We start from the raw sequence: 21,920 nt of genomic DNA, 5'->3' as shown, positions 1-21,920 counted from the left end.
GAGATCTGCAGCACTTCGGACGCATCTGAGCGGTGGGTCCGCACTGCTGCGGATCTCCGACTTCGCTTGTGGGGTGCGCGGGGAACACGGCGGGCGCACACCGATAGCGTGGTGGGTATGGAGTTCCGCACCTTCGCCGAGTACGCGATCGCCGTCGGGCGACCCGGGGCTGCGGCATCCGCGCGATCCGAGGCGCAGAACAGCGACTACGAGTCGGGCGTCGCCGAGATCGACGGCGGGACCTGGCACCTGCGCACCGCACGGACCACGCCCACCAAACCCGGCGCGTTCCTCGCGTTCTGGCGTCGGGACGAGGCCGGCGGGACGGCGCCCTTCGCGACGGACACGGTCGGGGCCGGGCTGATCGTGCTCGTCGAGCAGGACGGCCGTCGCGGCGCGTTCCGCTTCACCGCCGAGCACCTCGCCGCGCTCGGGATCACCGCAGGGCCGCGCCCGGGCAAGCGCGGCTTCCGCGTCTACCCGGGCTGGTGCGCTGGGCTGGGCGCGAGCGCGGCGGCGACGCAGCGCGCCCAGGCGTCCGCGTTCCGCGAGTACTGAGCGAAGCGGCCGACGCTCGCCGCCGCCCGTCGGGCTCAGCGCCGGCGTGCCGATCCTGTCGGCCTCAACCGCGCCCCGGCCGACCGAACGCGGCGGGCGCGAGCCGGCGCACGAAGAGCACGCCGATGAGGGCGGCCGTGCCGGAGCCCGCGAGGATCGTCGCCGCCATGGTGCTCGCCGAGGTGCCGAAGAGCGCCGAGACGACGGGGACGAGCAGCGCGCCGACCGTGAACATGGAGGTGCCGAGCAGCGCCGAAGCCGTGCCCGCGTGACGGCCATGGCCGCTGAGCGCGAGGGTGGTGCCGTTGGGGCCGCCGAGCCCGATCGCGCAGAGGAACAGCGCCAGCAGCAGGAGATACACGGGCGCGGGAAGCCCGAGCAGGGTCGCCACCAGGAGCGCCGCGCCCACGAGGCCGGTGCTGATCTGCCCGGTGAGGTACACGCGGGTCGGACCGAGCCGGCCGACGAGCAGCCGGCTGATCTGGGATCCGGCCAGGTTCGCGAGCGCGTTCACGGCGAACAGCAGACTGAAGACCTGCGGGGTGATCCCGAACTCGTCCTGCAGCACGAAGCTCGACATCGACAGGTACGAGAAGAACGACAGGCCGCCGAGGCAGGACGCCGCGAGGATCGCGGTGAAGAGCGGGTCGCGCAGCACCTCCGACATGTGGGAGGCAGTGCCGCCGACGAACCCGTCGGAGTGCCGTCGCTCGGGCGGGAGCGTCTCGCGGAGCCCGAAGACGGCGACCGCAAGCAGGGCGACGCCGATCCCGCCGAGCACCAGGAAGACGCCGCGCCAGTCCATGACCCGGGCGAGCTGTCCGCCGAGCACGGGCGCGACGATCGGGGTGCTCGCGGTGACGATCGCGAGCATCGAGAGCATGCGCGAGAGCGCGACCCCTGGAACAGGTCGCGGGCGACCGCGAGGCTGATCACCACCCCCGCCGAGCCGGCGAGCCCCTGGAAAAAGCGTGCGATGAGCAGCAGCTCGATACTGGGCGCGATCGCGCAGAGCACCGACAGCAGGGCGAAGCACGCGACGCCGATGGCGAGCGGGCGCTTGCGTCCGAAGCGGTCGGAAAGCGGGCCCGCGACGAGCTGGCCGACGCCGAGCCCGATCATGCAGACCGACATGGTGGCCTGGGCGAGCGCGTCGGACGTGCGGAGCTGAGCGGCGAGCTGCGGCAGCTGCGGCATGTAGACATCCATCGAGAGCGGCCCGAAGGCCTCCAGCGCCCCGAGCACGAGGGTGAGGCGGAGGAGGCCCATCGGGCGCTTCGAGCCGGATCGCGCGGCGGCCGCGGTCGTCGCGCTCACGGTGCGAGCATCCGGCGCCACCAGCTGTCGCGCGCGGCGTCAGCCGCCTGCGAGACGACGGCGTCGGGCGAGAACCCGCTGAAGCCGTGGTAGCCGCCCGACCAGACGTGCAGCTCGGCGCTGCCGCCGGCCGCCCAGATCCGGCTCGCGTAGGCCACGGCCTCGTCGCGGAACACCTCGGCGGCCCCGACCTCGATGAAGGCGGGTGCGAGGCCGGAGAGATCGGTCGCCCGGGCCGGCGCCTGGTACGGGTGGACGCGGTCGGTGCCCCGGTCGGATCCGAGCATGGCGTCCCACCCGGTGTCGTTGTTGTTGCGATCCCAGGCGCCGAAGCCGTCGTACTGCCACGACGACACCGTGTCGTTGCGGTCGTCGATCATCGGGGCCCCGACGAGCTGCCCCGCGAGCGCGATCCCGCGATCTCTCGCCATGAGCGCCACGGCGGCGGCGAGCCCGCCGCCGGCCGATGCGCCGGTCACGACGATCCGCGCGGGATCGCCGCCCAGCTCGGCCGCGTGCGCGACGATCCAGGCGAGCGCGGCGAAGCAGTCCTCCGCTTGCGCCGGAGCGGGGTGCTCGGGCGCGAGCCGGTACTCGACGCCGACGCCGATCGCGCCGTAGCGCTCGGCGAGGTCGACGAGCTCGGACGTCTCGAAGAAGCGGGTGCCGAGCACGTAGCCGCCGCCGTGGATCCCGAGCACGATCGGGCGAGGTCCGTCGAACACGCCTGCGGGCCGCACGATGGTGATCTCGACCTCGGGCGCCCCCTCGGGGCCGGGGATCGACCGGTCTTCCCAGGTCACGGCGCGACCCTCGGCCTGCGCCTCCATCGGCGGGATGATGGTCGCGAAGTGCGCGCGGTTCTCCAGGATCGTGTGCGCGCGGAGCGGGATCCGCTCGACGAGGTCGAGGAAGAACGCGAGGCCGGACTCGAGCGCGGGGTCGTAGGGCACGGGCACCGGGCGCGGATCCGGCGGGGTCGCGCGATAGGGCGCGCCGCCACCGGGGGTCACGCCGCTCACGAAGCGCCTCCGTCGGAATCGGCGGCGCCGAGGACGCGCGCGAGCCAGGAGTCCCGGGCCGCGAGCGCCGCGCGGGTCAGCTCGCTGCCGGGCGCGTACACGTCGAAGCCGTGGAAGCCGCCCGACCACACGTGCAGCTCCGCCTCGCCGCCCACGGCCCAGATCCGGCTCGCGAACGCGGTGTCCTCGTCGCGGAACATCTCGGCCGATCCGACTTCGATGAACGCGGGCGGGAGCCCCGAGAGATCGGTCTCGCGGGCGGGCGCGGCGGCGGCGGGAGCGGCGTCCGAGTAGGCGAGCTCCTCGCCGAGCACGAGGCGCCATGCGAGCAGGTTCGCGTCGCGGGTCCAGGTGCCGATCCCGTCGTACTGCAGCGACGAGACGGTGCGGTTGGTGTTGTCGAGCATGGGGCAGAGCAGCAGCTGGCCGGCGATCGCCGGGCCGCCGCGCTCGCGGGCGAGCAGCGCGACCGCCGCAGCGAAGCCGCCGCCGGCGCTGCCGCCCATGACGATGAGCTTCGACGGGTCGCCGCCGAGCTCGGCGGCGCGCTCGGCGACCCAGACCGTCGCTGCGTAGTTGTCCTCGACGCCGGCGGGGAAGGGGTGCTCCGGCGCGAGCCGGTACTCGACGTTCACGCCGATCGCGCCGTGCGTCTCCACGAGGTCGACGAGGCGGCCGTGCTCCCAGCTGCGGTGCCCGACGATCATGCCGCCGCCGTGGAAGTTGACGAGGATCGGCAGCGGCCCGGCCGACGGGCCGGTCGGGCGGAACACGGTGATCTCGAGATCGGGGAGCCCGCGGGGCCGGGGATCACGAGCTCCTCCGCCGAGACGCCTCGGCCGGCGACCGCGCCCGCACCGTCGGGGAAGCCCGGCCCGAAGGCGGCGCCTCCGTCGCGCAGGTTCTCCTCGGTCAGGGGCGGCATCGGATTCGCGGCCATCGAGTCGATCAGCGGTTGCAGTTCGGCGGCGAAGGGGACGGGGGTCACGCTGGGGGCGCCGTGGGCGACGGGTGCATGCCCGGTCATCACGGCCCCTCCGGATCGACGACGTCGCGGTCGGCCCAGAACGGAGCGACGCGCTCGCGGATCGTCTCGGCGCCGACGCGCTCGATCAGTTCGAGGCTGCCGAGGTTCGACTCGAGCTGGGCGACGCTCGAGGCCCCGAACAGGGTCGTAGCGGTCGCGGGATGGGTGAGCGTGAACGCGATGGCGAGCTGCGCCGGGGCGGTTTCGAGTTCCTCTGCGAGGGCGACGAACGCCGGAACGTCGTCGATGATCCGCTGCCGGATCCCGCCGGGATCGCGCCCGACCTCGCGGTCGGTGGCGACCTTGCCGGCCAGGTAGCCGCCCTCCATCACGTCGGACGCCTGCATCGAGAGACCCTGCTCCCAGAGCTTCGCGAAGGGCGCGCCGTCGGGGATCGAGCGGCGCGAGACGCTGTACTTGAGCTGGGCGATCGCGGGGCCGTCGACGCCCTCGGCGGCGGCGATGTCGATGAGCCGCTGCACGTTGCCCGCCGACCAGTTGTTCACGCCCCAGGCGCGGATCAGGCCGGCGTCGCGCAGGGACGCGAGGTTGAGCACGAGGTCGCGCAGTTCGAGATCGTCGCGGCGCAGATCGCCGAGGATCACGAGGTCGGCGTTCGGGCTGTCGACCCGGAACAGTGCGGCCTCGAGCTGCGCGCGAAGACCGGTGGCCGGATCCCATCCTTCGAGCCAGAGCTTCTCGGAGAGCAGGTACTCGTCGCGGGTGACGCCCGCGGCGCGGATCGCTGCGGAGAAGAGCACATCGGTGAAGGCGGGCGGGAACCCGGGGGCCGCGTAGACGCCGACGTCGAACAGAGTGATACCGCGGTCGATGGCCGTGCGGAGGAGGGCGACGGTGTCCTCGAAGTGCATGCGGTCGTAGACGTGCCACGAGCCGAGCGCGAAGACCGACGTCTCGAGCTCGCTCGTGCCGATGCGGCGGCGGGGGATGGGGGATGCGGAAGTCATGGTGTCCTCTCTGACGGGTGCTCGGTCTAGCGCTCGGCCGACTGCTCGGCGGCGCGTTCGGTGATGCGCGGATCGATGACGGCCTTGACCTCGCCGAGCGCGTGCATGCGCGCGATCCGCTCGGATGCCTCGGCGAGGCCGCACGGCTCCGAGAACAGCTCGTCCCAGGGGAAGCGGTCGGCGAAGGCGCGGAAGAACTCGATCGAGCGGAAGTAGTCGGAGACGTCGCCGTTGAGCGAGCCGACGACCGTGAGCTCCTTGCCCATGATCGCCGAGAGCGGGAACGGGTCGCCGACGGGGCCGGTGGACCCCACGATCGCGAAGACGCCGCGCTGTGCGGCCATGGCGACGGCCTCGGGGCCGATCGAGGGGGCGCCCGCGAAGTCGAGGATCAGATCGGCGCCCCGGCCGCCCGTCAGTTCCTGCACCCGGGCGATGGTCGCCTCGGATCCTCCGGCGATGTCGACCGTGTGGGTGGCCCCGAAGCGCTCTGCGAGGGCGAGCCGCGCCGGGGGAGCGCCGACCGTGATCACCTGGGCCGCACCCGAGATGCTCGCGACCGCGGTCGCGAAGAGGCCGAGCGCGCCGGATCCCTGCACCACGACCCGGGATCCCGGGCGTACGCCGCCCGCACGTTCGAACGCGCGCAGCACGGTCTTCGCCGCGCAGCCGGCGGCCGAGGCCCACGTGTCCCTCACCTCCTCGGGGAGGCGCAGCTTCTGCGCTCCCGGCGTGACGTAGGCGTACTCGGAGAGGCCGGCGGTCGCGTAGGGCGGCACGTCGGAGCGCTGCAGGAATCCGTAGCCGCGCTTCGCGCAGGCGACGGGCTGGCGTAGCACGGTGCAGCCGAAGCACTCGCCGCAGACGGACTCCGACCAGCCGATCCGGTCGCCCACCGCGATGGGGGCCCCGAGCGCGTCGACGGTGCCGTCGCCGACCGCGATCACCTCGCCGACCATCTCGTGGCCGAGCACCATCGGCAGCATGCCGGGGAAGGTCATGCGACCCTCCCAGATCTCGATGTCGGTGCCGCAGAGCGTGGTGCAGGTGATCCGCACGAGCGCGGCGCCGGGCTCCACGTGTGCGGGCAGCGGCAGCTCCTGCAGTTCGAGGGGAGCACCGTGCTCGACGAGCACGGCGGCGCGGGTGGAGGTGGGGATCGTCATCGAATGCTCCGTTCCGGTGGGCTCGGCGGGCGTCATTGCTCTGCTGCCGAGAATGTGGTTTTATTCTACATACGTTGACCAAAACGGGAAGCCCCTCGATCCGAACCGGGCCCCGCCCGTTCTCGAGGGAGAGCAATGACACGAATCGGTGCGAGCGCATCGGCGGAGCACGCCGAGCTGGTGCTGCAGGGCGGACCCGTGCTGGTCATGGACGCGGCGGGCAGCCGTGCGGACGCGGTCGCGGTCGCCCGAGGTCGGATCCTCGCCGTCGGCACTCGCGACGACGTCGCGCCCCTGATCGATGCGACCACCCGGGTGATCGAGCTCGACGGACGCGCAGTGCTCCCCGGCATCAACGACTCCCACCTGCACGCCACCTGGCTCGGGGCGCGCTGGCCGCACACCTTCTTCGGCGGTCACGCGGACGGCGCACCGGTCGAGGGCGTGCTCGCCGGCGATCGCGCCGCCCGCCGGGCGGCGATCCTCCGCGCCGGCGAACTGCTGTCGAGCTACGGCATCACGAGCCTCACGGAACCCGGGATCGGACCCGGCGAGGACGACGGTGAGACCGGCTGCTTCGCCGGCGAGGTGCTCGACGTCTACCGGGAACTCGCCGAAGCCGGGGAACTGCGGCAGCGGGTCACGCTGCTCGGCCTCTACGGGATCCTCGACGGCCCCAGCCGCCTCGACACCGTCGTGCGCGGTATCGGCGAGATCGCCGAGGCGCAGGGCGGCAGCGATCCCGAGTGGCTGCGCATCGCCGGCATCAAGATCTTCGGCGACCTGATCCCGCTCTCGAAGCAGGCGTGGAGCTCGCGACCCTACGACGACGGCACCCACGGTGGGCTCCTCGTCGAGGGCGAGAACCTCGAGGCGCAGGCCGAGGCGCTGCGCGAGATGGTGCGCGCCGGGCACCGCGCCGGCCTGCAGGTCGGCGTGCATGCCACGGGCGACCTCACGATCGACGCCGTGCTCGAGGCGGTGGCGTCGGCTGCGGCGGAACCCGGCGCGGCGCGTCCGCAGGAGCTCGGGCACACCGTGATCCACGGGGACCTCGCGACACCCGCGCAGATCGAACGGATCGCGGAGCTCGGCATGTGGTTCAACTCGCAGCCCGGCATCGCGGTCACCACCGCCGACTGGATGGCCGGCGTGCTCGGCGCCGATGCGGCGCCCTGGCCCTACGCCGAAGCGCTCGCCGCCGGCGTGCTCGTGCTCTCCTCCGACGCGCCGATCCTCGCCCCCGACTGGCGCGAGACCGTCGCCGCTGCCGAGGCCTGGATCCTGCGCGGCGGCGCCCCGGCCGAGCCCGCCGCGGCGGCGGCACGGTTGCACGCTCTGCTGCGGGCGCACACCGCGGTGCCCGCGCAGCAGGATCGCGCGGCCGATTGGAAGGGAACCGTCGAGCCGGGCAAGGTCGCCGACCTCGTCGTGCTCGCGCAGGACCCGTTCGCGGCAGGTGCGGCAGGGTTGCCGGAGGTCGACATCGACCTGACCGTGCTCGACGGGCGCGTGGTGTTCGAGCGCGAGGTCTGAGCCCGGCTCGTGCTCGTGTTGGGGTGTTCGGGTGCGCCCGTGCTTGTGTGAGCTCGAGTCCGTCCCGGAGTGTGGTGCGGTCTGCTCTCCGGCTCCGACGCCCTGGGCGGGCGCGAACTTTCAGACTGAGATCTCTCTCCAGACTGTGGTCCCGCGCCCGAATCTCAGTCCGACGCTGAATCTCAGTCTGGGGTGAAATGGCGTGAGCGGGTGGAGTCGGGCGGATCCGAGCGTTCCGCTCGATGCCGCTCTGCGGCGCTGTCTGCGCGCCTCGGCGCTGGGCGACCTTGCCGCTACGCCGAGCTCGAACCTTCAGACTGAGATTCAGCGTCAGACTGAGCTTTCGGGTCGAGAACTCAGTCCGACGCTGAATCTCAGTTTCTGGGGGCGGGGAGGAGAGGCGCACCCCGCACGCCGGAGGCGCAGCTCAGGTGAGCAGCTGCCCGCCGTCGACCGCGAGGCTGACGCCCGTGATGTGCGCAGCGCCGTCGCTGGCGAGGAACACGACGGCCGGGGCGATGTCGGTGACCTTCGCGAGGTCGCCGAGGGGGATCCGGCTCGCCCAGGCCTGCCGTGCGGGCGAGCCCTCGGGCATGCCCATCTCGAGCATGGGGGTGAGCACGGGCCCGGGCGCGACGGCGTTGACGCGGATCCCGTGGGCGGCGAGTTCGATCGCGGCCCAGCGGGTCACCGAATCGACGGCGGCCTTGCTGGACTCGTAGGCTCCCATGCCGGGAGTGGGCTGGCGCCCGCCGATCGACGAGATGTTGACGACGGCCCCGCCGCCGCCCGCTGCGATGCGGTGGTGCGCGAACGCTTGGGTGACGGCGAAGGTGCCGATCACGTTGACCTCGAGGATGGAGCGGTACGCCTCGGGCGCGAGCTCGGTGACGGCGCCGTGCACCGAGAGGATCCCCGCGTTGTTGACGAGCACGTCGACCGGGGTGCCCTCGGCGGCGAGGTGCGCGAACGCGGCGGCGACCGCCGCGGGGTCGGTGATGTCGAGCGTCAGGGCGACGGCGCCGCTGCCGAGCGCCTCCGCGGCGGCGACGACCGCGTCGGGATCGCGATCCGCGAGGATGGTGCGGTCGCCCTGGGCGAGGAAGGCGCGGGCGATGCCCTGCCCGATTCCGCCGGCGCCGCCGGTGATGAGCACGGTTCGGGGTGTGGTCACGGTGACTCCTTCGTCGTTGCGGGCCGCGGAGCCGGCCCCACGGGACTCCCGGTATGGAGTCCGCGCAATCTTTATTATACGATTGTAGAAAATAAGGGGAAGGCTCGCGTCCGCGAAACGCCGATCCCGAGACTGCGAGGAGGCGGTTGTGCAGTTCAGCGGTGAGGTTCCGGTCCGGCAGTTGGGCCCCGGCGGTCCCGAGGTGCCGGTGTTCGCGCTCGGCTCATGGAACATCTGGGATCGGATGGAGGCCTCGGAGCGACGTGCGCTGATCTCGCGCGCAGTCGAGGCCGGCTCGGCCTTCTTCGATGTCGCGTACTACAACATGGGGCCGCATGCCGAGGCCTCGCGCACCGATCTGCTGTTCGGTGAGACGCTGCACGAGCTCGGCCTCGCGCGATCCGACTACCGGCTCTGCGGCAAGCTCTGGCTCTGGGAGTACCCCGCGACGGGCTTCGCCGGGCAGATGGACGAGTCGCTCGAGCGCATTGCGCGCGGCGGCGCCGGAGTCGGATCCTTCGACACCGTCGTGGTCGGCGATTTCATGAGCGAGATCGACATCGCCCAGGTGGTGCGCGACGTGCAGGCCGAGATCGACCGCGGCAGCTTCGCGAGCTGGGGCGTGAACAACTGGCCGGCCGCGTCGCTGCGGCTCGCGCTCGACACCGCGGCGGCCGAGGGGCTCACCCCTCCCTCGTTCGCGCAGCTGAAGTACGGCATCGCCCGCCGCAGCATGGCCGAGGGCGAGCACTACGGTCGCTGGTTCGACGATGGGACCCTCGCGCTGCAGGCGTCCGACGCGTTCGAGGGCGGGATCCTCGTCGGCAAGCTGTCGCCGAACCGCAAGATCGGTGCCGACGTCGGCGGGATCCGGGCCCGGATCGTCGCCGCCTCCCCGCGGGTCGCCGAGATCGCGCGATCGTTCGGCGCGACGCCGGCACAGCTCGGTCTCGCGTTCTGTCTCGCGAACCCGGCGACCGCCAACGTGCTCTTCGGGGCTTCGAGCGTGCGGCAGTTCGAGGACAACCTCGGTGCGATCTCGCTGCTCGACGCGGTCGGCGCGGACGCGATCCGCGAGTCGGTCGCCGAGCTCTGGCTCGACCGCGAGGTGCGCGCCGACGGGGTGTGGGCTCCGGCCTGAGGCGGCGCGTCATCCTGCGCGAGGAGCGAGTCGCGGGATCAGCCCGCCAGGAACTCGATCGCGGCCGCGCGGAACCCGGGGCTGTCGAGCGCACCGCGGTGGTCGCCGGGCACGCGGATGAGCCGCCCGTCGGGCAGGGCGTCCAGCAGTGTCTCGACGCCCTGGCTCATCGGGTCCTGCTCTCCCGCGACGAGCAGGGTCGGCACCCGGGGCGCGTTCGCCTGCGGGGTGAACGGCTCGGAGGCGAGACCCGGGATGAGCGTCGCGAGCGACGCCGTGTCGATTCCCGGCGCGGAGATCATGGCGGCCATCATGCCCACGAGCGGGTTCTCGGGCGCGACACCCGCGAGCGCCCGGCCGAGCTCGGCCGGATCCACCGCTGCGAACGGCTCCATCGGGCTCACGCCGCCGAGCGCGAGCCGGCGGATGCGGGGCGAAGCCGCGGGCAGCTCCCAGGCGAGGCGCCCGCCGAGCGAGTAGCCGATGACATCGACCGGGCCTTCGGGGTCGACCCGGGCGATGGCCTCCAGGATCGCCGCGATCACGGCCGAGGTGCGCGCCTCTTCGGGGCCGGCGATCGCCGGGCTCGATCCGTGCCCGGGCAGGTCGATCACGATCGACGAGCGGCCGGTCGCGGCGAGGGCTTCGGGCCACCCGGTCGCGACGAAGTCGGAGTCGCCGCTCGCGGCGAAGCCGTGCAGGAGGGCGACCGGGGGAGCGGCTGGGTGGATCCGGTGCCGGGCTCGGCGGGGAAGGATCGGGTGGCGAGCAGCATGGGGGACCTTTCGGCGGTGAAGGGTGCGGTGGGCGATGCGGGCGCGGCGGGGGCGTGGATGCGGGGCTCGCCGTGTTTTTCATCGCTGGTGGAAAAACAGGATACAAGCGCTGGACATCTTTTGTCTACGCTTGTAGAGTTTCGCGCAGGCCACCGGCCGGACACCGTCGTCCCCAACGACTCGGGGCGGCACGAACTGTGAAGGATGACACCCAATGACCGCCTCACCAGCACGCATCATCGACATCGCGATCGGCTTCATGGGCGCGAAGCAGCTGACCGCCGCCAGCCGGATCGGACTGTTCGCCGCGCTCGCCGACGGCCCGAAGGACCTCGCCGCGCTCGCGACCGCGACCGGGCACTCGGAGCGCCAGGTGCGCACGCTCGCCGATGCGATGAACGGGCTCGGACTGCTGAACCGCGCCTCGGGGGAGTACTCGCTCGCCGAGGACTCCGCGAAGTACCTCGCGGGCGCCGGCGAGATCGACCTCGGGCCCTTCCTCGCCTTCCTGAACGACATCAGCTACCGGCAGTGGCTCGGCTACGACCGCACGGTCGATACCGACGAGGCGGGAACGCTCGACCTCGACGAGGCCGGCTGGGCCGACTTCCTCGCGGGCGTCATGACCTACAACGCGCTGCACGCCGAGCAGTTCGGTGAGGCGTTCGACTTCTCGGGCTTCCGCAGCGCCCTCGACTTCGGCGGCCTGGCGGCCGGCTTCTCGTTCGCGGCGATGCAGCAGAACCCCGAGCTCACGACCCGCTACGTGTACGCCCCCGGGTTCGCGGACTCGATCACCGACGCCGCGACCGAGGCCGGGTTCCTCGATCGCATCTCGATCGAGGAAGCGCCGACTGAGACCGCGCAACCGGGAGGATCTCACGACCTCGTGCTGCTCACCCACGTGCTGCACCGCTTCGACGAGGCGCAGAACCGCGGGATCCTCGCCGCTTCGCGCGCCGCCGCGGCACCCGGCGCCACCCTCATGCTGCTCGACTTCTTCCTGGACGAGGACGAGACGCAGCGCCCGATCGACGCCCTGCACGCGGGCGAGTACTTCAACATCGACGGCACCGTGGTATACCCGATCGCGCAGGTGAACGCCTGGCTCGCCGAGACCGGCTGGCGGCTCGACCGCCTCGTGGCGCTCCCCGGCAGCCCGCGCGTCCTGGTCGCGACCGCGGTCTGATCGTGGGGACGGTTCCCGGATCCGGGCCCGCGGCCGCGATCACCGCGGTCCGGGGACCGATTCCCGTCGACGCGGTGCGCGACGTGCTCGCCGCCGAGACGCTGCTCCGCGCGCCCGAGGTCGTGCGCGGGAACGCGGGGCTGCCCGCGAGCGACGCGGAGTTCCAGCGAGCGCCCGTCACCATCGGGATCCTCGGACGCCTGCTCATGGGCGCCGAGAACATCGAGGATCGGACGCTCGGCGAAGCCGAGGCGGCCGCCGCGCTCGCTCGGTTCCGGGCGGCTACCGCGCCGGGGGCACCCACGGCAGCGACAGCGACCGCGGTTCCCGCGGACGGGCCGGAGGGCGGCGCGGTCCGCCTCGTCGCGGCGCTCGCCGGACGAGGCTCGACGGCGACCGGCGCCGCGCTCGCCCGGCTGAGCGCCGAGACCGGCATCGCCGTCGTGCGCGGCGTCGACGGGCTGCCGTGCGCCGCGGATGCCTCGTCAGGGGACGCGGCCGTCGAGGACCCCGAGAGCGTGGGGCTCCGGATCCTCGACGCGCTGCACGCAGCGGAGTACCCGGCCGGGGTGGTCGGGGCGATCCCGGTATCGGCCCCGACGAGCGGCGACGCGAGCGCGGGACCTTCTGCGCGTCGGCGTGCCCGGCTCCGTGCCGCCGCCGAGGCCGCCCGGCAGGGCGGCGCCGCGCTCGTGCTCGATCTCGCTTCTTCCGGCGCGGATCGTGCGCCCGGCCCGGCCACATCGACGCGCGACGCGGCCGACCGCGCGCTCGCCGACGCCCTCGCGGCCGTCGATGCGGCGGGCCTGCCGCGCGCCCGCACCGTCCTCGCCGGGGTCGCGACGCACGTCGCTGCGAGCACCGGCGTCGACGCGGACCGGTTCGCCGCGCTGCTCGACCTCGGCACCGCGCTCTGCTTCGACGACCTCGGCCGGATCCCGAACGTGCGCACCGCCGTGTCGGACCACGACGTCGCGCTCGCGATCCTGCGGGCCGCCGAGCGCGGAGCGCAGGATCGAATCCTGCTCAGCGTCGGGATCCGGAACCGGCACCGCCTCACCGCGTTCGGCGGGAACGGGCTCGAATTCACCGTCGAACAGTTCGTTCCCTATCTCGGGATGCTCGGAGCCGACACGGCCCTGCAGCGCGCGGTCGGCGGCGCGAACGCCGCGAGGATCCTCGCCCGAACCGCTCCGGAGGAGCCCCGATGACCCCGCCCGCGTTCGCGACCGCAGCAGCCCCGATCCGGGATCTCGACGGGCTCGAGATCCCGAACCTCGAGGGTCTCGTGCAGACCGTGCTCGGCCCCGTGCCGCCCGAGGCGCTCGGCACGACGCTCATGCACGAGCACCTCTTCCTCGATATCCGCAGGCCCGCGCACAGCCCGAACCCGCGACCTGGCGAGTGGGACGACGACGCGCAGGAACCGCTCGGGCTCACGAACCTCGCCGCGGTGCGCCGCGGTCGACCGAACACCGACAACGACCTGATCGGCGACTTCGCGACCGTGCTCGACGAGGTCGGCGACTTCGTCGCGCAGGGCGGCGGCACGATGGTGGAGGTCACGACCCCCGGGATCGGGCGGGACGCGCGGGCGCTCGCGCGTCTCGGCCGCGCGTCCGGGCTGCATCTCGTGATGGGCGCCGGCTGGTACCAGAAGGACCTGCACCCGGCAGGGTTCGCCGAGCTCCCGCAGGAGGCGCTCGTCGCCGCGATCGTGCGCGACATCGCGGTCGGGGTCGACGGCACGGGGATCCGCTCCGGGATCATCGGCGAGGTCGGAGCCGAGGGGGCGCCCGTCCACCCGCAGGAGATGCGCAGCGTGCGTGCCGCCGGACGGGCTTCGGCGCTCACCGGCGCACCGATCACCCTGCACATGGGCGGCTTCGGCGAGGAGAAGCTGCGGGTGCTCGATGCGCTCGAAGAGGAGGGTGCCGACCCGCGACGCGTGGTGTTCGGGCACGCCGGAACCATCGGCGACGACAGGGATCTCGCGCGCCGGCTGCTGTCGCGCGGCGTCACGGTCGAGGCGGACTTCCTCGGGACCACCGGGAGCCCCTGGGGGACGCTCTTCCCGTTCACCGACCGCACCGTCGCTCGCGGCTTCGCCGAACTCGCCGCGGACGGGTGGGCGGGTCAGCTGGTACTCGGCGGCGACGTCTGTCAGCGCGTGCAGCTGCGTCGCTCCGGCGGGCACGGCTACGGCTACGTCGTCGAGCACTTCCTGCCGACGCTCGCGGAGTTCGGGGTCGGCGCCGATGCGCTCGATCGGATCATGATCGACAATCCCGCTCGACTGCTGGCCTTCGCCGCACCGCGCGTCGTGGGGTAGGGAGATCGCGGATGCGGAGCCGGTCAGTCCGCGCGGCGCAGTCGGGCGATGAAGTCGGTGACCTGCCGCTCGAGCACGTCCACGTGCAGGTGATCGGGGCTCACGACCCGGATCACGGTGGCGCCGATGTTCATCATGATGATCTCGTCGGCGAGTTGATCGTCGGGGGTCGACGTGCGGATGTCGCCGTCTTCGCGCCCCTCGGCGAGGTAGCGCAGGTATCCGGCCTTCCAAGTGTCGAGGTGGGCATCGTAGCCGCCGCGCACCTCGGCGCTGAACGCGCAGCGCTCCCAGAACGACAGCAGCACCCGGGCCGCGGTCGCGTCCTCCTGCTCGACCGGCAGGGTGTACCGCATGAACATCTCGAGCGCCTCGATGCCCCGTTTGTCGCCGACGTGGGCGGCGAGCCGATCGCCCAGGCTGTTCAGCGAGCGCTCGTATGCTCCGGTGATGATCTGGTCCTTGCCCGTGAAGTAGTGCTTCAGCGCGCCGTTCGCGAAGCCGGCGCGCGACGCGATCTCTCGCATGGTCGCCGCCTCGATCCCGCCCTCGACGATGAGCTGCCAGGTGACGTCGACGATCTCGTCGCGGCGCTGGTCGTGGTCGATGATCTTCGGCATGGGGGCCTTTCCGGGGCTCGGTTGCGTCACCCAGTGTAGACGGAAAAACGCGCGGACCGGGGGATTCGGCGACCGCGGAAAGTCCCATCCCGCCCCGTCCCAGTGCCTCGCCGCCGCCGCGTTCCGAGCCGTAGCCTCGCTGCACGGCGGCCGCCGGCCGACCGGAATCCGACGAGCGGCGCAGGCCGCCCCGAACGAAGGACCGACACCGTGGCACCGAGCCAGTACGAGCACCTCTTCGTCCGCGATCTCGTGGACTGCCGTGACGACATGACCAACGAGGCGGAAGCCGCGGGACGGCCGCTGCCGGCGAACCTCAGCCGCCCCTGGGCGATCATGCGCGCCGAGGACGTCCCCGAAGCGAAGGCGTACATCACCATGAGCTGGGTGCACCCGACGCAGGAGGAGACCTTCTGGGTGCACGAGCACCAGCACGAGTACGACGAGGTGCTCGTGTTCACCGGTTCCGACCCCGAGGATCCCCACGACCTCGGAGCCGAGGTGTATCTCGACATCGAGGGCGAACGGCACCTCATCACGACCTCGGGGGCGGTCTACGTCCCCGCGGGCACCAGGCACTGCCCGCTCGGCTTCACCCGGGTCGACCGTCCCTTCCGGTTCCTCGCGGTCGCGGTGAGCGGGGACGGGCACTACCGGCCCGAATCCGAGCGCTGATCCGGCTTCGGGCCCGCAGTTGTCGTTCCCGGCAGAGGAGTTGTCCCGAGCCGTACAGACTGCCGGGCCCGCCTTGTCAGCGCGCCCGGTGCCCCTCGACCATGAGGGTGCGCACCCGTACCCGCCGCACCGCGCGGGAACCGGGAGCGCGGAACTCGAAGGCGAGGGCCGCCGCGCACGCCGGTCGCACCGCCGCAGGTCCCCGAATCCGGGGAGGGCGACTGCAGCGGGACCGACCAACCCCACGCATACGCATCAGGAGGACTGGACTCATGACTTTCCGATTCCGCTCACGGGCAGGAGCCCGGGTCGCCGCAGTCGCGGCGGTCGCGCTCGCGCTCTCGCTCGTCGGTTGCGCGCCCCCCTCGTCGGGCGGGGGCCCCGGCCAGACCTCGATCCGGGTCGGCATGGTCGGCAGCACCAGCGACGAGGTCGACCCCTACCAGCAGCAGGGCTCGGTCTCGAGCGATGCGCTGTTCAAGCAGGTCTACGAAGGCCTCACCGCCCGGGACAGTTCCGGCAAGGTCGTCTACGTCCTCGCCGAGTCCATGGAACCGAACGCGGCCAAGGACGTCTGGACCATCAAGCTCCGCCCGGGCGTGAAACTGCACAACGGCGAGACCTTCAACGCCGAGGATGCGGCCGGGAGCATCACGGCGATGATCGATCCGAAGAAGGCCTGGGCGTACGCGACCAACCTCGATTTCATCGACGCCGCGGGCATCGAGGTGGTCGATGGCACGACGCTCAAGCTGCACCTCAAGAAGCCCTTCGGTCTCGTCCCCGAGATGTTCTCGATGGCGCGCATCAACATGCGCAGCATCCGCGGCGGAGCAACGGTCGACAAGCCGGCGGGTACCGGCCCCTGGACCATCGACTCGTTCACCCCGGGCCAGGAGGCGAAGCTCTCGAAGTTCGCGGACTACTGGGGGAAGAAGCCGAAGCTCGACAAGCTGACGCTGTCGTTCTTCACCGAGCAGAACGCCGTGACGAACGCGATCCGGGGCGGCCAGATCGATGTCGCGCAGGGGATCCCGTTCCCCGAGGTGCCCGCCCTCAAGGGGACCCGAACCTCGGCCTCGTGGTCAGCGACACCGCGAGCTACCCGCTCATCGCGATGAGCATGCAGGACAAGCCGTTCACCGATGCGAAGGTGCGGGAGGCGATCCGGCTCTCGGTCGACCGCGAGCGGATCGTGAAGAACGCCTTCGGCGGATATGCGACGGTCGCGAACGACTTCATCGGCAAGAACTCCTCGTGCGAGCCGCCGAAGCTGCCGCAGCGGAAGCAGGATCTCGCGAAGGCGAAGCAGCTCGTGTCGGAGGCCGGCGCGGAGGGGGCCCAGGTGGAGCTCGTCACCGACGGCGCCTTCCCCGGGATGATGGAGATGGCGCAGCTCGTCGCCGATGATGCGGCGAAGGCCGGGATCAAGATCTCGGTGCGCAAGCTCGACGTGGCCACGTTCCTCGACCGGTGGCTCGACTGGCCGATGTTCATCAGCTACACCTCCAGCCCGTACGAGATCACCGCGAAGGGGCACTTCCTCCCCGGCGGCTCCGAGAACGGCACCCATATGGATGATCCCGAGTACAACACGCTCGCGAGCGAGCTCTACCAGACGACGGACCCCGCGGCCCAGTGCACGATCATCCAGCAGCTGCAGACGATCGAGCACGAGCGGGGCGGATACCTGGTGCCGGTCTACGGGCAGAACATCACGGTGCACCGCGCCAACGTGAAGGGACTCGAGAAGGACCTCTACGGGCGCACCTCGTTCCTGCTGACGGACGTGACGGTCGGCTAGCGGGGCGGGTCGCCCGACGCGCAGAGGGGCGGGAGCGAGGAATCGCTCCCGCCCTTTCGCGTCCCCACCGCACCTTGCGCGCCTCGCGAATCCCGCCGAGGTTGCAGTTGTCCATGGAATCGGCCCGGATTCCATGGACAACTGCAACCTCGAGGGGCGTGGAGACGGACGCGGGCTCGGCACTCGGAGCTCGAGATCGGAGCTCAGCACCTGGGGATTGGCGCTGCGGCGCGCGGTGCTGCAGAGCGCGGGGCTGCGGAACGCGGGGCACGCGCACGGGCGGGAGTCGATCTGCGTGGACGGGTTCCTCGGCGGGGCGATCGGTCAACCGGCGGGCCCCGGAGGCGGGCCGCGCCTACCCGCCTAGACCGCGCCGTGATCCTGCGCGCGGTACCTCGGCGCGAGCGAGAGCGCGCTGAAGCGGAACGGGCGGTCGATGCGGGTGAAGCCGAGCGGGCAGTGCACGGTGCCGGCGGGGATGTAGACGGACCCGGACGTCGTGATGACGTGCCGCTCGCCCTCGATCTCCATGGTCAGCTCGGCGCCGAGATCGCGCGGGTCGTCGGGGTCGCCGCCCGTCCAGATCAGGATCTCGTCGTAGTCGTGCTGGTGCGGGTTGACCCACAGCTGCGGTTCGTCGGACGGGTGGATCCAGATGTGCGTCATGTTGGCCCGCGCTCCTGGCACGAGCTCGCTGTTCATGAGCCACAGGCCTTCGCCCAGGTTCGGCAGCGGGTATTCCAGCTGCTCCTGGTCGTCCATGACCATCTCGTCCATGCAGTTCGGCATGTCCTTGACGAACAGGTGATCGTACTTCGTCACGATGCGCCTCCTTCGGTGCGGTGAGTGTGCGGTATTTCGGTGAACGGGGAACAGGGGACCTGGCGATACGAGCGGTCCGGCGGATCAGGGCCGTCGCGGGGCCCGTCCGAACGCCGCGAGCCCGACGGCGAGCACGAGCGCCGATGCCACCGCCATCGTGAGGCCGAGCACGGCCGACGTCACGCCCGGGAGCGAGACCAGCGGAGCGACGACGGGTCCGAGCAGCAGCGACGACGTGCCGAGCAGCGCCGCGGCCGATCCCGCGCGGTCGCCGTGCGCCGTGAGCCCGATCGCGCTCGCGTTCGGCATCGTGAATCCGGTGGACGCGAGATAGATCGCGAGGCCCGCGACGAACGGCGCGAGCCCGAGACCGAACAGTGCGCTCGCCGCAGCGATGGCGCTGCCGGCGAAGGCGAGCGCCATGCCGAGCAGGTAGAGCCGCTCGGGGCTCGTCGACGACAGCAGCACGCGGTTGGTCTGGGAGCCGACGACGTTGCAGAGCGATCCGGCGGCGAACAGGACCCCGAACACGGCCGGGGTCACGCCGAAGCCGTTCTGCAGCACGAAGCTCGACATCGAGAGGTAGGCGAAGAACGCGGCGCCGCTGACGGCCGAGATGAGGAGCACGGCGCGGTAGGCGGGGTGCGCGAGCAGCACGCGGGCGTCGGCGAGGAGCGCGAGCGACCCACTGCCCGTACGTCGCAGCTCGCGGGGATGCGATTCGGGAAGCCACCGCATCGCCGAGGCGAGCAGCAGCACGCCGATGCCGGCGAGCACCCAGAAGATGCCGCGCCAGTCGAGGAACCGGCTGAGCTGTCCGCCGAGGATCGGGGCGACGACGGGAGCCACGGCCCCGACGAGTGCGAGCCAGGAGAGCATGCGGGCGAGCTGCGCGCCGGCGAAGATGTCGCGCGCGATCGCGAGCGTGACCACCATGCCGGCCGCGCCGCTCACCCCCTGGAGCGCGCGGAACAGCAGCAGCCAGCCGACCGCTGGCGCGACGGCGCAGGCGGCCGAGAATGCTGCGAACGCCGCGACGCCGATGAGCAGGGGCGGACAGCGCCCGAAGCGATCGCTCAGGGGCCCGGCGATCAGCTGGCCGAGACCGAGTCCGAGCATGCACACCGACATGGTGGTCTGGGCGAGCGCGTCCCCGATCCCGAGCGAACGCGCGAGCTCGGGCAGCGCCGGCATGTAGAGATCCATGGACAGCGGTCCGAAGGCCTCCAGGAGGCCCAGCAGCAGGATCAGTCCGGCACCCGGCCGGATCGCGTCAGTCCGCACGTTCGTGCACGAGGCGCCCCTCGAACCAGGTCTCGACCACCCGCGTGTCGGCCAGGTCGAGCGGATCGCGCTCGAACGGGTTGGCGTCGAGCACGGCGAAGTCGGCCGAGAAGCCGGGCGCGATGCGTCCGACCGTGCCGCCGAGGCCGATCGCCTCGGCGCCGCGGGAGGTGCAGACCCGGAGCGCCTCGACGAGGGTCAGAGCCTGCTCGGGCCACAGCGTTCCCGGCGTCTGCCGGAACGGGTCGGCGCGAGTCACGAGCCCGTGGATTCCGAACCACGGGTTGGGCGTCGGGCTCACCGGCCAGTCGGACCCCATCGCGAGGCGCGCGCCGAGGTCGGTGAGGGTGCGGTTCGGCTGGATCCGACCGGCGAGCGGCTGGGGGAGCACCTCGGAGAGCGCCCGGGGGATCACGCCGGGGAACCACACGAACGGCGACATGTCGGCGGTGACGTCGAGTTCGGCGAGACGCGGCAGATCGGCGTCCGAGAGGAACTGGCCGTGGGCGATGTGCACGCGTGTGCTCGTGTCGCCGCGATCGCGCAGCGCCTGCGTCGCATCGAGCACGGCGCGGGCCGCCGCGTCGCCCGCGCAGTGCACCTTGAGCCCGAGCCCCTGCCCGGCGATGCTCGTCATCAGCTCGGCGAACTCGGCCTGCGGGATCAGCATGGCGCCGGTGAACTCGTGCCCGTGCTCCTCGTCAGGCAGGTAGGGCTCGAGGAACGCGGCCGTGCGGGCCGGCGGCACGCCGTCGAGGAACACCTTCACGAAGTCGGGGCGGTGGTGCGCGCTGCGGAACGGCTCGGCCAGGTCGACGAGCTCCTGGCCGATCGGCGTGAACCCGAAGATCTCGTCGTTGATGGTGATCGAGGTGACGACCCAGGCGTTCAGACGGCCCTCGGTGTCGAGCCGGTGCAGCGCGCGCAGCATGTCGAGCGACGCCGCCGCATCTTGGAACGCGGTGATGCCGAAGCTGTTGAGGATCTCGACGCCGCGGGCCGATGCGGCGCAGTGCTGCTCCTCGGTGAAACCACCGGCCGCGGCCAGCGCATGCTCGACCCGGAGCCCGGCCCCCTCGAGCAGCACGCCGGTGGGGCGTCCCGTCGCGGGATCGCGCAGCACGCCGGGCTCGTCGGACGTCGATCCGGCTCCGTCGAGGATTCCGGCGAGCCGCAGCGCCTCGCTCGAGGCCCAACGATTGTGCCGGCTGTCCTCGATCAGCACCACCGGCCGTCCGCCGGCCGCGGCGTCGAGCCGGGCGAGCGACTCCGACGAGTTGAGTTCGCCCAGCAGATTGGTGCCCCAGGGACCGCCGACGATCCATCCGCCCTCGGGAGCGACCGCGGCCTGCTCGGCGACGGCGGCCAGCACCTCGTCGAGGCTCGCCCCGATCGGGACGGCGAGCTCGAACAGCTCCGCGCGCCCGGCGACGGCGTGGTGGTTGTGCACGTCGACGAGCCCGGGCATCACGAAGGCTCCGGCGAGGTCGCGTCGGTCCGTCTCCGGGCCGACGAGGTGCGCGAGGTCGGTGCCGACCCCGATCACCCGTCCGCCGGCGACCGCGATCGACACCGGTGACTCCCGCAGCTCCTCGCCGTCGAAGAGGGTGGCCTGTTCGAACAGGAGGTCAGCGTGCATGTCGGTCCTTTCGTGGAGGGTCGCGCCGCGGAGCCCGAGGTCCCGGTACTCGGTCGGCGTGCATCCGACCTCTCTGCGGAAGAATCGCGAGAAATACGACGCCTCGGTGAATCCGAGGCGGTGGGAGATCTGGGCGGCGCTGAGCGCCGTGCCGCCGAGCAGGCGCTGCGCCTCGCGCGCGACGGCCGTGCGCAGGATCCGGCCGGGCGTCGTGCCGGTGTCCGCGGCGACCTGTTCGGCGAGGTAGCCGGTCGTGACCCCGAGGCTGCGCGCGCAGCTCGATACCGTCTGGCGCGCGTCGGGCGCGCGCAGCACCTCGCGGAGAAAGGCGTGCGTGAGCGGCGAGCGGATGGTCGGCGCATCGCCGGCGGGAACGGCGTCGGCGCACTCGTGCAGGAGCGCCGCGAGCAGGTGCCCGGCGCCGCCCGGGGAGCCGGCCTCGCGCAGGGCGTCGATGAGTCGCCGCAGACGGGCGACCGCGCGCTCGGACGGGGCCAGCGGGGCCCCGCCGAGCAGCAGCAGCTCGCGCATCGCCTCGGGCAGCGCGCCGACCGGGTCGAGCACGTCCTCCGAGAACATCACGGCGGTGCAGTGCAGCCCGGGGTCCGCCTGCCACTCGTGCACCTGCCCCGGCGCCAGCAGGTGCACCTCTCCGGCGCGGATCGGCACGGGGGAGAAGTCGATGCGGTGGGTCCCGCTGCCGGCCTCGACGAGCACCAGCTGGGTGAAGGCGTGGCGGTGCGGCGAGCGGAATGCGGCGCGGTCGTCGATCTCTTCGACCACCAGGAAGGAACCGCACGCGGATTCCGTGCGGGGGACGATCTCGTGCACCGGGAAGATCGGTGCCGTCGCGGTCTGCATGCGCCCTCC

Annotated in this window: 19 protein-coding genes and 2 pseudogenes; 8 read left to right on the top strand and 13 right to left on the bottom strand. The window is 72.1% G+C overall.

All coding sequences use genetic code 11. The features are described 5' to 3' along the window. Positions 1–117 precede the first annotated feature (117 nt). Positions 118–558, top strand: a complete 441-nt coding sequence (locus AB3K78_RS10090; protein ID WP_416442891.1) for a MepB family protein — start codon at positions 118–120, stop codon at positions 556–558. 64 nt (positions 559–622) lie between these two features. Here the strand turns inward: AB3K78_RS10090 and AB3K78_RS10085 are convergent, their stop codons facing one another. The 7 genes and pseudogenes from AB3K78_RS10085 to AB3K78_RS10055 form a co-directional block, all read right to left on the bottom strand. After that, positions 623–1,441 carry an MFS transporter gene (locus AB3K78_RS10085; RefSeq protein ID WP_416442889.1) on the bottom strand — a complete coding sequence of 273 codons (819 nt, stop codon included), beginning with the start codon at positions 1,439–1,441 and terminating at the stop codon, positions 623–625. A 56-nt stretch (positions 1,442–1,497) separates the two neighbouring features. After that, positions 1,498–1,875: pseudogene (locus AB3K78_RS10080) on the bottom strand (MFS transporter); the annotation flags it as partial. Then, complete coding sequence (locus AB3K78_RS10075) at positions 1,872–2,888, bottom strand: alpha/beta hydrolase (protein WP_416447341.1); 1,017 nt, start codon at positions 2,886–2,888, stop codon at positions 1,872–1,874. The pseudogene AB3K78_RS10080 and the gene AB3K78_RS10075, both read right to left, overlap by 4 nt. Before the next feature lie 5 nt (positions 2,889–2,893). Beyond that, positions 2,894–3,670, bottom strand: coding sequence for an alpha/beta hydrolase (locus AB3K78_RS10070; RefSeq protein WP_416442887.1), 777 nt, complete (start codon positions 3,668–3,670; stop codon positions 2,894–2,896). Further along, the gene (locus tag AB3K78_RS10065) at positions 3,601–3,924 is read right to left on the bottom strand and encodes a hypothetical protein (RefSeq protein ID WP_416442885.1); all 324 of its coding nucleotides are present in this window, start codon (positions 3,922–3,924) and stop codon (positions 3,601–3,603) included. The genes AB3K78_RS10070 and AB3K78_RS10065 overlap by 70 nt, the downstream gene beginning before the upstream one ends. Continuing rightward, positions 3,924–4,892 (bottom strand): aldo/keto reductase, encoded by a 969-nt coding sequence (locus tag AB3K78_RS10060; protein ID WP_416442883.1) that lies wholly within the window; start codon positions 4,890–4,892, stop codon positions 3,924–3,926. The genes AB3K78_RS10065 and AB3K78_RS10060 overlap by 1 nt, the downstream gene beginning before the upstream one ends. 26 nt (positions 4,893–4,918) lie before the next feature. Further along, on the bottom strand, positions 4,919–6,058 hold the full coding sequence (locus AB3K78_RS10055) for a zinc-binding dehydrogenase (protein WP_416442881.1): 1,140 nt from the start codon (positions 6,056–6,058) through the stop codon (positions 4,919–4,921). A gap of 135 nt (positions 6,059–6,193) precedes the next feature. On the opposite strand from AB3K78_RS10055, the gene AB3K78_RS10050 reads away from it, so the two are divergent. Next, positions 6,194–7,594, top strand: a complete 1,401-nt coding sequence (locus tag AB3K78_RS10050; protein WP_416442879.1) for an amidohydrolase — start codon at positions 6,194–6,196, stop codon at positions 7,592–7,594. Positions 7,595–8,021: 427 nt separating this feature from the next. On the opposite strand, the gene AB3K78_RS10045 is transcribed toward AB3K78_RS10050, so the two are convergent. Continuing rightward, a complete protein-coding gene (locus AB3K78_RS10045; RefSeq protein WP_416442877.1) occupies positions 8,022–8,768 on the bottom strand; it encodes an SDR family NAD(P)-dependent oxidoreductase in 747 nt (248 codons plus the stop codon). Between the two features lie 148 nt (positions 8,769–8,916). On the opposite strand from AB3K78_RS10045, the gene AB3K78_RS10040 reads away from it, so the two are divergent. After that, on the top strand, positions 8,917–9,909 hold the full coding sequence (locus tag AB3K78_RS10040; protein WP_416442875.1) for an aldo/keto reductase: 993 nt from the start codon (positions 8,917–8,919) through the stop codon (positions 9,907–9,909). A 38-nt stretch (positions 9,910–9,947) separates the two neighbouring features. On the opposite strand, the gene AB3K78_RS10035 is transcribed toward AB3K78_RS10040, so the two are convergent. Beyond that, positions 9,948–10,640, bottom strand: a complete 693-nt coding sequence (locus tag AB3K78_RS10035) for an alpha/beta fold hydrolase (protein WP_416447340.1) — start codon at positions 10,638–10,640, stop codon at positions 9,948–9,950. Positions 10,641–10,899: 259 nt separating this feature from the next. Between AB3K78_RS10035 and AB3K78_RS10030 the strand changes: the two genes are divergently transcribed. From AB3K78_RS10030 to AB3K78_RS10020, 3 genes are read left to right on the top strand one after another with little or no spacing between them, the layout of a single operon-like run. Beyond that, positions 10,900–11,874 (top strand): methyltransferase, encoded by a 975-nt coding sequence (locus tag AB3K78_RS10030; RefSeq protein ID WP_416442873.1) that lies wholly within the window; start codon positions 10,900–10,902, stop codon positions 11,872–11,874. A 2-nt stretch (positions 11,875–11,876) separates the two neighbouring features. Next, complete coding sequence (locus AB3K78_RS10025; RefSeq protein WP_416442871.1) at positions 11,877–13,085, top strand: hypothetical protein; 1,209 nt, start codon at positions 11,877–11,879, stop codon at positions 13,083–13,085. Then, entirely contained in the window at positions 13,082–14,206 is a 1,125-nt protein-coding gene (locus AB3K78_RS10020) for a phosphotriesterase family protein (RefSeq protein WP_416442869.1), read from the top strand. The genes AB3K78_RS10025 and AB3K78_RS10020 overlap by 4 nt, the downstream gene beginning before the upstream one ends. 23 nt (positions 14,207–14,229) lie before the next feature. On the opposite strand, the gene AB3K78_RS10015 is transcribed toward AB3K78_RS10020, so the two are convergent. Further along, a complete protein-coding gene (locus AB3K78_RS10015; protein ID WP_416442867.1) occupies positions 14,230–14,826 on the bottom strand; it encodes a TetR/AcrR family transcriptional regulator in 597 nt (198 codons plus the stop codon). Between the two features lie 210 nt (positions 14,827–15,036). On the opposite strand from AB3K78_RS10015, the gene AB3K78_RS10010 reads away from it, so the two are divergent. Both AB3K78_RS10010 and AB3K78_RS10005 read left to right on the top strand, forming a co-directional pair. Then, positions 15,037–15,501: a hypothetical protein gene (locus AB3K78_RS10010; RefSeq protein ID WP_416442865.1), complete on the top strand. Its 465-nt coding sequence runs from the start codon at positions 15,037–15,039 to the stop codon at positions 15,499–15,501. Between the two features lie 101 nt (positions 15,502–15,602). Further along, positions 15,603–17,305: pseudogene (locus tag AB3K78_RS10005) on the top strand (ABC transporter substrate-binding protein). Positions 17,306–17,668: 363 nt separating this feature from the next. Here AB3K78_RS10005 and AB3K78_RS10000 read toward each other — a convergent pair. The 3 genes from AB3K78_RS10000 to AB3K78_RS09990 all read right to left on the bottom strand — a co-directional run bounded on the left by AB3K78_RS10000 (position 17,669) and on the right by AB3K78_RS09990 (position 21,911). After that, complete coding sequence (locus tag AB3K78_RS10000; RefSeq protein ID WP_416442863.1) at positions 17,669–18,127, bottom strand: hypothetical protein; 459 nt, start codon at positions 18,125–18,127, stop codon at positions 17,669–17,671. Between the two features lie 84 nt (positions 18,128–18,211). Beyond that, positions 18,212–19,411, bottom strand: coding sequence for a multidrug effflux MFS transporter (locus AB3K78_RS09995; protein WP_416442861.1), 1,200 nt, complete (start codon positions 19,409–19,411; stop codon positions 18,212–18,214). Continuing rightward, a complete protein-coding gene (locus AB3K78_RS09990; protein WP_416442859.1) occupies positions 19,401–21,911 on the bottom strand; it encodes an amidohydrolase family protein in 2,511 nt (836 codons plus the stop codon). The genes AB3K78_RS09995 and AB3K78_RS09990 overlap by 11 nt, the downstream gene beginning before the upstream one ends. Positions 21,912–21,920: the final 9 nt, after the last annotated feature.

It is taken from the genome of Leucobacter sp. HNU, assembly GCF_047946755.1.
GTDB lineage: Bacteria > Actinomycetota > Actinomycetes > Actinomycetales > Microbacteriaceae > Leucobacter.
Note: the sequence above shows the minus strand (reverse complement) of the source record. Positions and strands in the feature narration are given on the sequence as shown.

Bases quoted from the DNA above. Each gene is read 5' to 3' on its own strand.
- AB3K78_RS10090 (WP_416442891.1), top strand. From the start codon at position 118: ATGGAGTTCCGCACCTTCGCCGAGTACGCGATCGCCGTCGGGCGACCC.
- AB3K78_RS10085 (WP_416442889.1), bottom strand. From the start codon at position 1,441: ATGCTCTCGATGCTCGCGATCGTCACCGCGAGCACCCCGATCGTCGCG.
- AB3K78_RS10065 (WP_416442885.1), bottom strand. From the start codon at position 3,924: ATGACCGGGCATGCACCCGTCGCCCACGGCGCCCCCAGCGTGACCCCC.
- AB3K78_RS10060 (WP_416442883.1), bottom strand. From the start codon at position 4,892: ATGACTTCCGCATCCCCCATCCCCCGCCGCCGCATCGGCACGAGCGAG.
- AB3K78_RS10055 (WP_416442881.1), bottom strand. From the start codon at position 6,058: ATGACGATCCCCACCTCCACCCGCGCCGCCGTGCTCGTCGAGCACGGT.
- AB3K78_RS10050 (WP_416442879.1), top strand. From the start codon at position 6,194: ATGACACGAATCGGTGCGAGCGCATCGGCGGAGCACGCCGAGCTGGTG.
- AB3K78_RS10030 (WP_416442873.1), top strand. From the start codon at position 10,900: ATGACCGCCTCACCAGCACGCATCATCGACATCGCGATCGGCTTCATG.
- AB3K78_RS10020 (WP_416442869.1), top strand. From the start codon at position 13,082: ATGACCCCGCCCGCGTTCGCGACCGCAGCAGCCCCGATCCGGGATCTC.
- AB3K78_RS10015 (WP_416442867.1), bottom strand. From the start codon at position 14,826: ATGCCGAAGATCATCGACCACGACCAGCGCCGCGACGAGATCGTCGAC.
- AB3K78_RS09990 (WP_416442859.1), bottom strand. From the start codon at position 21,911: ATGCAGACCGCGACGGCACCGATCTTCCCGGTGCACGAGATCGTCCCC.